A 12,732-nucleotide genomic window follows, 5' to 3' on the forward strand; every position below is an offset into this window, starting at 1 on the left:
TCATCGCCCGCCGGCCTGCACGTAGTGCACGATCGAAGGGTGAGCGAACCAACAACCCGGCGGGCGTCCGGCATTGCGGCTGCGGCGGTGGCACTTGCTCTGGTCGCATTGCTGGCCGGGGTCCTCTGGTGGACGGTCACCAACGATCCAGCCGCGGAGTGGGTGTCCCCCCTTGGCACGCTGGCCGCCTGGACGGTCTTCGTCCCGGCAGCATTGGCGGCGCGCCGGATCCCTGCGCGGTACGCGGCCGCCGTGGTGCTCCTGGGCTCCCTTCTGGTGGGAGCAGCGGCCATCGCCGCACCGCCGGCCACCAGCAACGACTCTGCACGCTATGCGTGGGACGGCATCGTCCAGAAAGCCGGAATCTCCCCTTATGCCCACGTTCCGGCGGACGAGGCGCTGCGGCCGCTGCGGCCGGCCTGGCTGTTCCAGGACCCCGGACCGGACGGAACCTGCCATGCCAATCCCTTCCCGACGGGCACGGAGACCACTACCAACATTCCAAGCGGCAGCATCCTGTGCACGGCCATCAACAGGCCCGCCGTGCCCACCGTCTATCCGGCGGTGGCGGAGCTGTATTTCCTGGCCGTGCGGCTCATCCCCGGTTCCGAAGTGGGGTTTATCGCCTTTCAGCTGGCCGGGCTGCTGCTCAGCCTCGCGATAACGGCAGCGCTGTTGACGTTCCTGCGCCGCACCGGAAGGCCCGCACACCGAGCCGTGTGGTGGGCATGGTCCCCGCTGGTGGCCTTTGAAGCCATCAACGGTGCGCACGTGGATGCGTTGGGCACCGCTCTGGTCTTGGCCGCGGCGCTGCTGCTGGTGGGCGGGCGCACACTGGGCTCCGGCGTGGCCTTTGGCGCGGCGGTGGCCACCAAGCTCATTCCGGCCATCAGCGCCCCGGCCATGCTGTACCGGCGGCCGGTCCGCTTTGTGGCTGCGGCCGTGGCCACATTTGCCTTGACATACGTGCCATATCTCCTCGCCAGCGGTTGGGCTGTACTGGGCTATCTGCCCGAATACCTTCGCTCGGAGGGATACGACGGGCAGGACAGCCCGCGCTTCACCCTGTTGAAGCTGCTGCTCCCGGCCAGTTGGGCGGCCTCGGCCGCACTGGTGCTGCTGCTCGTCCTGGCCATTTACGTGTGGCGGACCACCGACGTCTCCCGGCCTTGGGACGGACAGGTGCTGATGGTCGGAGGAATGTTGCTGATCGTCTCGCCCAGCTACCCCTGGTACGCGCTGTTGCTGTTGCCGTTCGTGGTGCTGAGCGGCCGTTACGAGTTCACCAGCATCGCTCCCGTGCTGGCCCTGATGTATTTCACCGGGGCCGAACCCTACGGCCAGTTGACAGCGCGAGTGGGCCTGGGCGCCGTCGTCGTGCTTCTCGTGGTTGCCACGGTGTTGAGGCGACGGCTGCGAAGCACGGTGTGAAGTCCGAAACGCAGGGCTGCATCCCGATCAGAGTCCGGGCCGGTGAGATACCTGGTAGAGCGCCAGCATCCAGTCGTCTCCGCTGCGCTGTGCGGCGACACCGATGAGTACCGGCAGCGTCGGCCGACCGTCGGCGAACCCGAATTCGACGCTGAGGTAGCCGTAGACGAAGTCGCTTGCGGGCCTCCTCGTTTCGAGGATTCGGTACTCTGCGGTCAGCCCGAGGGGCTGGGAGGCATAGTAGTCGGCAACCCCCTGGCGGCCGACAGTGTACGGGTGTAGGCCCTGGAAGACGGCGTCTTCGGTGAACAGCTCGGCGATGCCTTCGGGGTCGTGTGCGTCAATGGCGGCTATCCAGGGGTCGAGGACGCTCCGCAGGATTTCCGCGTCGGCTGCTGTCATAGTCATGTGTTTACTCCTCTGGTGGGTGTGGTCAGTGGCCGGCGCTCATGCCGCCGTCGACATGCAGTATCTCGCCGGTGACGAACCCGGCGTGCTCAAGGAAGACGATCGCGTCGACGATGTCGGTCACTTCGCCCATGCGGCCTACCGGGTGCAGTGCTGCGAGGTCTGCATACGTCTCGGGCGAGTGCATGGGGGTCTTGATCGTGCCTGGGGCCACGGCATTGATCCGGATGCCACGGGTTGCGTATTCGATGGCGAGCGACTTTGTTGCTGACTGCAGGCCGCCTTTGGTCAGTGATGCCAGCACCGAGGGAACGCGGGAGTCGGCGTTGTCGACAAGGCTCGTGGTCACGTTGACGACGTGGCCCGCGCCGACGGTCAGCATCTGTTCGACGGCGCGCTGGGTGATGCGGAAGAATCCGTCTAGGTTTACACCGGTCACGGCCGCGTAGTCGTCTGCCGTGTAGTCCGTGAAGTCCTTGGCAATGAACACGCCGGCGTTGTTGATCAGCGTGTCGAGGCGCCCGAATCGCTCGACCGCTGTGGCGATGATGCGGTCGGCTGTTGCGGGGTCGGCGAGGTCTCCCTGCACGGTGACTAGCTCGGGATCGTCGGACATCGGGATGGAGCGCGACGTGGCGATAACGGCCCAGCCGAGCTTGCGGTAGGCGGCGACGACGCTGGCGCCGATGCCCTGCGACGCGCCGGTGACGACGGCGACCTTAAGGGTTGGGCGGGTGGGCAGGGTGCGGGCGGAGGCGGGGGTGGGTTGCGTTGTGGTCATGTATCGAGTGTGATCCGGATCCGCCTGCTTCTGCCACGACCGCCGTCCTCCCTGCTGGTAGTCCGAGGCTCCCAGAACGGCTTAAGGAGTCGGGCGACGGTGCGGGTCGCCAGCGGGCAGCCAGACCTCGGGGCGATGCAGGTCGAGGTCGCCGAGATCCGCGGACAGGGCCTCGACGACGGCGTGCACGGCGGCCCGCGTCTCGTCGGAGCGCCACACCAGCGACCACGTCCAGTACACCTCCGGTGCCACGACCGGGCGCTCATGCAGGTCGGGCGGAATCGGGGCGATGATGTCCTTCGGCGATCGGAGTACGGGGCGGCCGCTGCGCCGTACGTGATCGAAAAACGCGGGGCCGGTGATGCCGCCGTCGGCGATGCGGAGGGTGTGCGCGCCGGTGTCGCGCGCGAACTGCCCGGCATAGAGGTTCCACGACGACCACGAGGCGGTGTCGTCGTCGAGCAATGCAACCACGTCCCGGGCCGCCACCTCGCCGACAGTGTCCCCGGCCGAGACCGCGTGGAGGCGATCGGCACCGAGGAGCGCGGCGCGAAGGCCGTGTTCCTCAAGGTCCGCCGCGCGAACCCAACACACCGCAAGGTCAAGGCTCCCCTCGGCGACCCGCTCCGCTTGGGTGTGCGACGGCGCGACCCACGGGTCCACGTGCACCTGCGCCACCGACGCCGTGCGCGCGGCGAGGTCGGCCGGGAGCCAGCTGACATACCCCAGGCGCACCGGCTCGGTCCCGGACAGGCGGGCCGCCCGCAGCTCGACGTTGTCGGCGCGAGCCAGGAGATCGCGTACGTCGGGGAGCAGGGCAGCTCCGGCCGGGGTGAGGGTTACCGATCGCCGGTCCCGGTCGAACAAACGAACGCCGAGATCCCGTTCTAGCGCCTTGATCTGCTGGGACAGGGACGGGCCGGCAATGAGCAGCCGGGATGCCGCCCGTCCGAAGTTCAGTTCTTCGGCGACTGCTACGAAATACCGCAGCTGGCGCAGCTCCATGGCCCGATTGTACGCCGCTAGGAGGCTCTGCCTATCACAAGCGAGGACGCCGGTCGTGGCGGCTGAATCGGGAGAGGCCGGACGATGAAGCGGTAAGGGATGGCCTGCAGAAAGGGCCGTCGGAGGAAAGAACGGAGCCAGATCATGCACGAGTTCCTAGTCGAGATCACGACGAGCGTTCCCGAGGGCACAAGCCCTGACGAGGTGGACCGTCGCCGCGCCGCCGAGGCGGCGCGCGCGCGGGAGCTGGCGGCCGCGGGTCGCCTGGTCCGGTTGTGGCGTCCTGTCGGCGAGCTGCGTAGCATCGGGACCTGGCGGGCGGCCGACGAGGCCGAGCTGCACGAGAAGGTTCTCGGCACGCTGCCGCTCCGTCCGTGGATGACCGTGACGGTGACCGCGCTCGAGTCCCACCCGAACGACCCCGGCCGCACGGCATCATGAATTCGATCGTGAGCGCCGCAGTGACTTCCCCCATGAGAGCTTGGTGCCACGTGGGGCAGGCCGCAGCAGCGCTGGCCGGGGGGATGGGCGTCGGACGGTTCGTGTACACGCCGATCCTGCCCGCCATGCATGCCCAAGCGGGTCTGTCGACGGTCGCAGGGGCGCATCTGGCCACCGCGAACTACGTCGGCTACCTCGCGGGCGCGTTGGCCGGCATCGCTTTCCCCGCGGTATCTCGTTCGCGGGCCACGCTTCGGGGCTCCTTCGCCGTGTTGATCGCGAGCCTGGCGGCGATGCCGGCCACGGAGAGCGAGTTCGTGTGGATGGTCCTTCGCGGCCTGGCCGGCGTGACTAGCGCGTTGATCTTCGTGTTTGCGGTGAGCGCGCTCCTCAGCGGTTTGCGGGAAAGCCACGCCCACTTGGCGGGCTGGGGCTTTGGCGGAGTCGGCGCAGGAATCGCCGCGTCTGGGCTGCTGGTTCTAGTGCTCCTGCCAATCACCGACTGGCGGGCCGCGTGGTGGGCGTCTGCCGCGCTCACCGCGGTCCTTGCCGCGATCGGCTGGACCCTGCGCACGGCGCCCGGGGACCCCACGCCGGCCGTCGGGGCTAAGCTTCGCCCGGTTTGGCCGGGGGCGCCGGGGCGGTTTGCGGCACTGCTCATCTCGTACACCTCGTACACCCTTGAGGGCGCCGGCTACATCGTCGCCGGGACGTTCCTCGTGGCCGCGATCGAACAAAAGGCCACAGGGGGGCTCGGATGCAGCGCCTGGGTGCTGGCCGGAGCGGCCGCTGTGCCGGCGTCAGCACTGTGGATGCGGTTGGGGCGGCGATGGTCCCGCCTCCACCTGCTGCTGGCCGCCCTCGTCTTACAGGGGGTCGGCATCGCCCTCCCGGCCTTGACGGACGGCGTCGGCGCCGACCTCGCCTCGGCAGCCCTCTTCGGCGGAACGTTCGTCGGGATCAGTGCGCTCGCTCTTGCTGTCGGCAACGAGCTTCGCTTCCCGAGATCGGTCGGGCTGCTCACCGCGGGATACTCCGTTGGCCAGATCGTCGGGCCGCTGGTCGTGGCCCCGATTCTGCAGCAGGGATACGGCCCGGCGCTGCTCACGGCTGGGGCAATCGTTTTGGCCGCGGCCGTTACTGCTGCCGGCGTGGGGCGCGTGCCCGCTCGGCAGTTCTCCACGCCGGCCGTGCCCCTTTCCGAAAAATGAGGATTCCTCTCTGGCGGGGCCCATCGAGTCCCCGCCGCGATGTCGAGCGCGGGGAAACCAGCTGGCACATTATGCTCGGGATATGTCGCCGGATCGCTATCTTACTGAGCTTGCCAGCAGCGTGGACCGTCTAAGCGTCCTGGCACGCCAACCCGAGGACATCCTGGCTCGTCCTGTGCCGGCCTGTCCTGGCTGGACGCTCAAGGATCTCTTCGGGCATCTGGGGTCAATCGAACGTTGGGCCGCCGAAATAGTCCTTTCGGGGAAGTTTGTCGAGGAACCGGCACCACCCGCCACCGGCGCCGAAACGTGGTTCCTCGAAGGCACGGACGCATTTCTACGGACAATGGCGGCGCTCGATCCCGAAGAGCAGTGCTGGAACTTTGGCCCACCCCCGCGCAAAGCCGGTTTCTGGCGTCGGCGCCAGGCACATGAACACGCCGTCCACCTCATCGACGCGTGCCAAGCATCAGGGTTGGCGGTTCCCTCTTTCTCAGCAGATTTCATGCTCGACGGAATCGACGAGATCCTGACAATGTTCACCCCGCGACAGCTTCGGCTGGGTCGTATGGCCCAGCCGGAGGGGACAGTGACATTCCAGGTACCCGGGGCCGGCAGCTGGAGGTTCGGCCAAGGAGCCACCGAGGCCTCGATTACCTCCCCGCCGCGCGGGATGTACCTGGGTCTCTGGGGCCGCTCCAATCTCTTGGAAACAGCGATCATCGAAGGCGACAAAGCCCTCGCGATCCGCGTTCTCCAAGGCCCCCTCACCCCCTGAACAAACCCCATCCGGGGGTCTGCGAACGCGCCGGAACAGGCAAGTCCCATCCGCTACCTCTGCGGCTACGAACCAGTGTCACAGAGCAAGAGGAGAGGTGACCATGAGTGTTCAGCAGAAAAGCGCCCCCACGCTGCGGCGGCATGTCGTTCCCACGGAGCTAGGGCGCTGCACAGTGCGTGTCCAGCAGGGTGCCCCGGGACGGTGGGGCGTGTCCGGCACCCCGGAGGTCTACCTCCACGGCGCCGCGGGATCCCGGACCACTTTCCAGGCCCTGCTTTCCGGGGCACCGACTTCCGGGGAACCGGCCAACGACCGGGTCCTGATTGATCTGCCGGGCTGGGGCGAATCCACGAACGGTGCCCGGCTGGAACGGTTCAGCCTCGTGGCGATGGCACGCGCCGTCACCGGAGTGCTGAAAGCGCTCGGCTACCAGCGGTGGAACCTGGTGGGCCACTCCATGGGAGGCTTCCTGGCCCTGCACATGGCTGCGGCATGGCCGGAGCAGACCGCCAGCGTAGCCGCCATTTCGGCCACCACATTCAGTGTGTCCGACGCGTGCAGGGCGCCGCTCCCCGGCCTTTACAGATTCCCGGCGTTCACCGGCATGCTGCTGGCCATGCGCACCATGGCGGCCCTCGGTCCGGCAGGGACGGCACTGGTGCGTACTGTCTCCGCCACACCCCTCATGGGACCACTGATGTCTCCGTTCTTCGCAGATCCGGCAGCCATTCCCCCGGTCGAGATCCGCGAGCTCGGCTACGATGCCCGGCCGGCCAGCTTCTCTGCTGCCGCAAGGGCAGCCGCGCACTACGATTTCGGCCAGTGGCTCGGCATCCGCTGCCCGGTTCTGGCAATCCGCGGCGACAGCGATGTGTTCACGCCCGAGTCTGATCTGGCCCGCTTGGCAGTTATAGTCCCCCACGCCCGGCTGGCGACAATCCCGCGCTGCGGCCACTTCGCCCACATCGAGCAGCCCGATCACGTGCAACGGCTGCTCGGCGAACTGTGGTCCTGGTGAAGTGTCTCCCAGACGTCCCGGCAGGAGGAACTACTTCAGAAGGTGCACGACCGTCGTTTCAGTATCGGCCTGATCGGGTGTCGGATCTCCGTAGATCTCCCAGGAGTGCCCGGCAGACTCCCTGTGATTCGCCGCCATCCACTCGTCGATCGCGTTGTACGCCTCGTTCATACGGTCGTACGGCCCATGGTGGACTGCTACGGCAGCCTCGCCTCCGGGCGTTTCGGTCGCGTAGACCTCGCCCGCCGTTTCGAAGCTGCGCGTGACTTCGACGCCGAAGTCGCACAGAAGGGGTGCGTCGGGCGTGTTCGAGTGGTGGTAGACGAAGATATTGTGGCCGTCCGTCCACAGACCCGGCTGACTGCGAATGAAGTCCCAGACAAGGCCCACCGCAGGGCCCCATGCGGAACCGACGTCGCCTGGTGCGACCTCGCGCCGGACGGCGGCCAGCATGCGCGGGCGGACAGTCTGCACGTTGACGGGGCCGACATGCGCGAGTCGGCTAGTACTTGTCCGCAGAGTCGACCGATTCCCCGACGGTGATTTCAGGTGCCACACTGGGGTCGCCGCCGACTGAACCAATGAACGCCTGGATCTCGGGATCACCGAAGAATTTTTGGAACGCCTCCGTCGATTCCCATTCGTCGACCACGAGGACGAACCCGTCCCCGACTGCGAACTGATGGTGAATCGCCCCAGCCGCCCGGCCGCGCTCGCCCCATTGGCGATACTCGTCCGCGCGCTCCTCCAGCGACTTGGCGAAAACGCTCGTGTCACCGGAAACCTTGGTTGCAATGATGACAGACATGATGTGACCTCCTATGGCCTGGACTCAGCTCGTGGCAGCCAGCCACGCGACGATGCGCGTGAACGGTCCGACACGTGAAAGACCATACTCACTCCGCGTGGCGACCGCCCGAGTGGCCGCTACTTGTCATTAGCCACGATCTGTCCACGGGTTCTCTAGTTACTGAACCGGATAGGATCTCCGGGTACCCAGCTTCCAGAACGTCCTGAAAGAACCGCACCGCATGACGCACCTTGACGCCACCCTCCCGCTCCACACCTTGCCGCAGATGCTCCTGGACGTTGCCGCCGTCGAGCGCAATATCGGCATCAAAGAGGCCTGGACACGGGAACGCGGCATGGTGCTGGCCCCGCACATCAAGACCACCATGACGGGCGAGATTGTCCGCCGGCAGTTGCCCGGTTCCTGGGGCGTGACCGTGGCGACCACCGCGCAGGCCGCGCAGGCCATCGAGTGGGGTGCGACTAGGATCCTCATCGCGAACGAGGTGCTGTTCCGCGGCCACCTTGAGGAGTTGCGCGCCTGGCTGACAGCCTCGCCGGAGCTGGAGATCTACTGCCTGGCCGACTCGGCGGCGGGCGTCCAGGCCATGGCCGAGGTGTTCCAGGACTCGCCACGGCCGCTCAACGTACTGATCGACGTCGGGACCCCCGGCGGTCGCACCGGGATCCGCAGCGAGGCCGAAGCCGGGCCCCTGGCCGCTGAGATTCGTGCCGCCAGCGGGCTGCTGTTGGCCGGCGTCAGCGCCTACGAGGGTGTGGCACCGAACACCCGGACGGATGAAAACCTGGCCGGGATCGATTCGCATTGCCGCCTGGCCCGCGACATTTTCGATGAACTGCACCCCACTTTCGAAGTGGAAGTGCCGGTCTTCAGCAACGGCGGCTCCGCGTTCCAGGACCGGGCAGCCGCGTTCCTGCCGCACAGCACCTCCGTCAACGTGCTTCGTTCAGGCTGCTACGTGGTTCACGACCATGGCACCTACCAGAGCGTCTCGCCGGTCCCCGGTCTCACCGCCGCGGCGGTGGTGCGGGCGCTGGTCATCTCCGCCCCGGAAGCCGGGCGCGTGGTCCTGAACGCGGGCAAGCGGGAGTTGGCGTACGACGCCGGCCTGCCGGTGATCGTCTCCCGGTTCCGTAACGGGGCCCTCCTGGCGGCCGGCGAAGGAGCCACGCTGACGCGCCTCTTCGACCACCACGCCATCGTGGACGACGCCGAAGGCCTGCAGGTCGGCGACGTCGTGGACCTGGGCATCTCCCACCCCTGCTCGCTGTTTGACCGCTGGCGCGAGGTAGTTGCAGTCAGCGATGACGCCGTCGAGACCTGGCGGCCAAGCTTCTAAGCCGTGCGCGACGTCCCGAGCTGGCTTCTACCACTCACGTACGATGGTGGGATGGCCAACGATCAAGCCGAGGAGCGTGGGCGGTCATACCGGAAAGCCCCCGAACGACGAGCCCAGATTCTCTTGCGAGCTATAGAACTGTTCGCCGAAAAGGGAGTCGGCTCCTCGTTGCGGGCGATTGGAGCTGCGATCGGCGTTTCGCATGCCGCGCTGCGATACTACTTTGCATCGCGCGATGAGCTCTTGGTCGCGGTTTACCGAGAACACGAAGGCATGGTTCACGAGCCGTCCGGCACGGCCGACGTCTCAGCCGTGGCCGTGATGGAAAAAAGCGCCGAACGAAACCGCACAATTCCTGGTCTGGTTGAGCTGTACGCGACGCTGACCACTGATGCGCTTCAGGAGCGCCATCACCCGGTCACACGGGACTTCATCGACGAGCGTTTTCGCCGGGTTCGGGCCGATCTAGCCGAAAGGGTCCGGGCCGGTCAGCGATCCGGATCCATAGCCGCGGACATCGATGCCGATGATGCCGCCGCGCTGGTCGCCGCCGCCTCCGATGGCTTACAACTGCAATGGCTCATCAGCCCGGACGACGTGGACGTGCACCGCTCGTTGGCAATCCTGGAACGGCTGTTGCCGCCTGCCGGGCCGGCCTTGACGCATTAGCTCGCGGCAGACGGGCCTCGATGGGCCTGACCTGCACCTTCCATGTCCGAGTATTCACATGCCCGTTCGGGGTTTCCCTGTGCGCCCGTGTCCTATATTCTTACAGTGGAAGAATTCGGGTTGATCGATCGACGGACCCGCGCACCCGGCCGCTTAGAAAGCACTGTGATCCCCGAATGACCGCACCGAAGGCTGTCGAAGACGCCGACCCCGTCCTTACTGGCTCGACGGCGGTGCGGAGGTCTCCGCTCCGGCTCGTCCTCGAAACTCCCCTTTACCGGGGGGCAACAGTTGCGATGTTCCTGTCAGGCCTCGGGTTCTCTGCGGCGGCACCCCAGATCGCCTCGTTCCTCGTCAATGAGCTCCACGCGTCCCTCACTGTTGCCGGGCTCTACTACCTGACTAGCCTCACAGCACCACTGGCGGGATACCTGGTTGGCGCACGCTCTGACCGGACGGGCCGTCGCCTTGGCCTGTTTCGCGCGTGCGCTGTCGCCGGCTTCCTGGGCTGGTCCGGAATCGCATTCTCCACCCAGCTGTGGATGCCGTTCGTCGTAAGTGCCCTCGTCCTCGGGTTTGCAGGTGCCGCCACATCGCAGGTGTTCGCAGCCCTTCACGACGAGATCAGTGCGCGCCCGAAGGCGGGAAATGATGGTGTGGTCGCCATAGTGCGTATGGCGCTGACCGGCGGCTGGGTGATCGGGCCGGCCGCGGGGTCGTTCCTGGCCGCAAATGCCGGCCCTCGGGCGATGCTTTTCGCGACCGCTTTATGCACTCTCGCCCAAATCGTGCCGTTCATGACGTTGAGGGCATCAGCACCTCGCCGCACTCGCGTCGGCCGGCGGGCGGAGAGCCTACCTGCACCCACCGCAAAGCCCGGGCTCCGACAGATGGCCCCCTTGCTCATGTTCACTGCGCTCTACATGTGCGTGTACGCCGGTGAGTCGATCAAGTACGCCTACCTTCCGATCTACATGAACGAACAGCTCCGACTGACGCCTGCCCTTGGCGGCGCGATTATCGGAGTCCAGCCACTCGTGGAACTCTTACTAATGCCCGTGGCTGTCCTTGTTGCCAGGAGGACCGGGATGATACGGCTGATGATCCTGGCAGCGGGATTCGGCGTCGCCGCGAACATCTGCTTCGCCGCGACCGGCACCGCCCTCGGACTCTTCGCGGGCCAGATCCTCATGGGAGGGGTTTGGGGAGTATTCGCGGCATTGGGCATCGTCGTGGCGCAGCGGCTGCTGCCCGCAGCGGTGGCCACGGCTTCGGCGATCTTCATGAGCTCCGCCGCTGTAAGCTCGGCGATGGGTGGGCTCGCGGGCGGGCTCGGAGTCGCCACCATCGGACTCCCCCTCGTGTTCCTGCTGCCTGCGTTGTTCGCCGTCGTCGCTGCCGTCGGCCTGGCGTGCATGTCCAGATTCAGCAAGCACGGCCTCTAACTAGCGGTCTATGAATTCAATCAGCTGTCTTTCGCCCGTTCTATCTGCTTCCAGGATCGAGAGGCTGACAGACAATGCGTTTGCGGCGTCCACGCCATCGACAACTGGCCGCGCCCCCTCGCGTACCGCTGATCGGAAGCGTTCGAGCGTGATGTCGTACGTATGGCGACGGTCGGTAACTGAAATCTCTCTCGTGCCGGAGCCATCCGTGAGAGTGATCGAACCTTTCGGCTCAGGAGTCATGACGTCATGACCAAGGATGCTGCCCTGATCACCATTGATCTGGATGTAGGAAGCCGTGAAGGGCATCGTGAACGAATCTTGGAAGTCGACCAAAATGTCATCGTGGTATCGGATGGACGCGCTGGAAGCGTCATCCACACCCGAAGCCCAATCACTCTGCGACAGGGTGGAAGCGATAACATCGAGCGGGCGACCGCCCAGTAGCGGATTGACGACTGACGCGTTGTGACAGGACAGATCCATGACGACGCCGGCGCCTGGAGACTTTTCAAGCCGCCACCCGCGAAGGCGTTCGGGAAGGAGGGTCGAATGCCGGACGTTAACGCTCAATGGTCGCCCAATGGAGCCTGAAGCGACGAGCGCACGAATAGTTTGATGGGTCCCGGCCGCCGGGAGATGGTGGTTGACGGCCAGGACCACGTTGTGGACGCGGCAGGCCTCCACCATGGCTTGTGCCTCGTCGAGCGTCGTTGCGACGGGCTTCTCACACAGGACATGCTTTCCGGCCCTGGCCGCGGCGATTGTTTGTCGACAGTGATGCTGGTTTCGGCTGGAGATGTAGACGGCATCGATCGAATCATCCGAAAGAAGCTCGTCAAGGCTCTCATGATGCATTCCGATGCTGTTGCGTTGGGCGTATGCCTTGGCATGGCCGGTGTCGCCACTGACGACACTGGCCACCACGTCGCCGACGCGGCGAATTGCAGGGATCATTCGCGTGGCAGCTATGTCACTGGCACCCACAATCCCCCAGATAAGTGGTTTGGACATCATCCTGCCCGCCTATCGTGCCCGAGGGGCCGGGTTCCCGGCCGCACTTCTGTCGCGTAGGACATCCAGCTTGCCGACATAAGACAAGAAAAACAACGAAACACCGTTCTTGCTCCTCAGGAACTCTTTCAAGACGGATCCGGATCGGTCAGATGCCGAAGCCTGCCGATGGCCGTCCCAAGCGACAACCATCGACAGGCCCAACTGACTCGCATTTGTTGTCGTTATGGGGGCTCATAACGACATCTACTGCTAGGTAGTTGGGCGGGTGGTCAGTTGGAGGGGAAGTTGTAGGAGGCGCCGGAGGCGTGGGTGGGTTCGGGCCAGCGGGAGGTGATGACCTTGCCGCGGGTGTAGAAGGAGACGCCTTCGGGTCCG

The 12,732-nt window shown here is 65.9% G+C and carries 14 protein-coding genes; 8 read left to right on the forward strand and 6 right to left on the reverse strand.

The annotated features are described in order from the left end of the window. Positions 1-39: 39 nt before the first annotated feature. Complete coding sequence (locus tag QRN52_RS08830) at positions 40-1,431, forward strand: glycosyltransferase 87 family protein (RefSeq protein ID WP_284752355.1); 1,392 nt, start codon at positions 40-42, stop codon at positions 1,429-1,431. Positions 1,432-1,458: 27 nt separating this feature from the next. Here QRN52_RS08830 and QRN52_RS08835 read toward each other — a convergent pair whose 3' ends face one another. From QRN52_RS08835 to QRN52_RS08845, 3 genes are all read right to left on the reverse strand, one after another. Next, positions 1,459-1,839 carry a YybH family protein gene (locus QRN52_RS08835; protein WP_284752356.1) on the reverse strand — a complete coding sequence of 127 codons (381 nt, stop codon included), beginning with the start codon at positions 1,837-1,839 and terminating at the stop codon, positions 1,459-1,461. 25 nt (positions 1,840-1,864) lie between these two features. Then, entirely contained in the window at positions 1,865-2,620 is a 756-nt protein-coding gene (locus QRN52_RS08840; RefSeq protein WP_284752357.1) for an SDR family NAD(P)-dependent oxidoreductase, read from the reverse strand. 81 nt (positions 2,621-2,701) lie between these two features. Then, the gene (locus QRN52_RS08845) at positions 2,702-3,775 is read right to left on the reverse strand and encodes a LysR family transcriptional regulator (protein ID WP_284752358.1); all 1,074 of its coding nucleotides are present in this window, start codon (positions 3,773-3,775) and stop codon (positions 2,702-2,704) included. Here QRN52_RS08845 and QRN52_RS08850 point away from each other — a divergent pair. From QRN52_RS08850 to QRN52_RS08865, 4 genes are all read left to right on the forward strand, one after another. Continuing rightward, positions 3,770-4,066: a muconolactone Delta-isomerase family protein gene (locus QRN52_RS08850; RefSeq protein ID WP_284752359.1), complete on the forward strand. Its 297-nt coding sequence runs from the start codon at positions 3,770-3,772 to the stop codon at positions 4,064-4,066. The two genes, QRN52_RS08845 and QRN52_RS08850, sit on opposite strands and share 6 nt — an antisense overlap. 8 nt (positions 4,067-4,074) lie before the next feature. Next, the gene (locus QRN52_RS08855) at positions 4,075-5,277 is read left to right on the forward strand and encodes a YbfB/YjiJ family MFS transporter (RefSeq protein WP_284752360.1); all 1,203 of its coding nucleotides are present in this window, start codon (positions 4,075-4,077) and stop codon (positions 5,275-5,277) included. 82 nt (positions 5,278-5,359) lie between these two features. Further along, positions 5,360-6,055 carry a maleylpyruvate isomerase family mycothiol-dependent enzyme gene (locus tag QRN52_RS08860; RefSeq protein WP_284752361.1) on the forward strand — a complete coding sequence of 232 codons (696 nt, stop codon included), beginning with the start codon at positions 5,360-5,362 and terminating at the stop codon, positions 6,053-6,055. A gap of 103 nt (positions 6,056-6,158) precedes the next feature. Next, positions 6,159-7,076 carry an alpha/beta fold hydrolase gene (locus QRN52_RS08865; RefSeq protein ID WP_284752362.1) on the forward strand — a complete coding sequence of 306 codons (918 nt, stop codon included), beginning with the start codon at positions 6,159-6,161 and terminating at the stop codon, positions 7,074-7,076. A gap of 30 nt (positions 7,077-7,106) precedes the next feature. On the opposite strand, the gene QRN52_RS08870 is transcribed toward QRN52_RS08865, so the two are convergent. Both QRN52_RS08870 and QRN52_RS08875 read right to left on the reverse strand, forming a co-directional pair. After that, entirely contained in the window at positions 7,107-7,550 is a 444-nt protein-coding gene (locus tag QRN52_RS08870) for a GyrI-like domain-containing protein (RefSeq protein ID WP_284752363.1), read from the reverse strand. 28 nt (positions 7,551-7,578) lie between these two features. After that, positions 7,579-7,884 carry a hypothetical protein gene (locus QRN52_RS08875; RefSeq protein WP_284752364.1) on the reverse strand — a complete coding sequence of 102 codons (306 nt, stop codon included), beginning with the start codon at positions 7,882-7,884 and terminating at the stop codon, positions 7,579-7,581. A 223-nt stretch (positions 7,885-8,107) separates the two neighbouring features. Between QRN52_RS08875 and QRN52_RS08880 the strand changes: the two genes are divergently transcribed. The 3 genes from QRN52_RS08880 (at position 8,108) to QRN52_RS08890 (ending at position 11,340) form a co-directional block, all read left to right on the forward strand. Further along, entirely contained in the window at positions 8,108-9,226 is a 1,119-nt protein-coding gene (locus QRN52_RS08880; RefSeq protein WP_284752365.1) for an alanine racemase, read from the forward strand. 51 nt (positions 9,227-9,277) lie between these two features. Beyond that, positions 9,278-9,895, forward strand: coding sequence for a TetR/AcrR family transcriptional regulator (locus tag QRN52_RS08885; RefSeq protein ID WP_284752366.1), 618 nt, complete (start codon positions 9,278-9,280; stop codon positions 9,893-9,895). A 176-nt stretch (positions 9,896-10,071) separates the two neighbouring features. Next, complete coding sequence (locus QRN52_RS08890; RefSeq protein WP_284752367.1) at positions 10,072-11,340, forward strand: MFS transporter; 1,269 nt, start codon at positions 10,072-10,074, stop codon at positions 11,338-11,340. On the opposite strand, the gene QRN52_RS08895 is transcribed toward QRN52_RS08890, so the two are convergent. Further along, positions 11,341-12,357 carry a Gfo/Idh/MocA family protein gene (locus QRN52_RS08895; protein ID WP_350225141.1) on the reverse strand — a complete coding sequence of 339 codons (1,017 nt, stop codon included), beginning with the start codon at positions 12,355-12,357 and terminating at the stop codon, positions 11,341-11,343. Positions 12,358-12,732: the final 375 nt, after the last annotated feature.

The sequence above is a fragment of the Arthrobacter sp. efr-133-R2A-120 genome, assembly GCF_030209835.1.
In the GTDB taxonomy this organism is placed as follows: Bacteria; Actinomycetota; Actinomycetes; order Actinomycetales; family Micrococcaceae; genus Arthrobacter.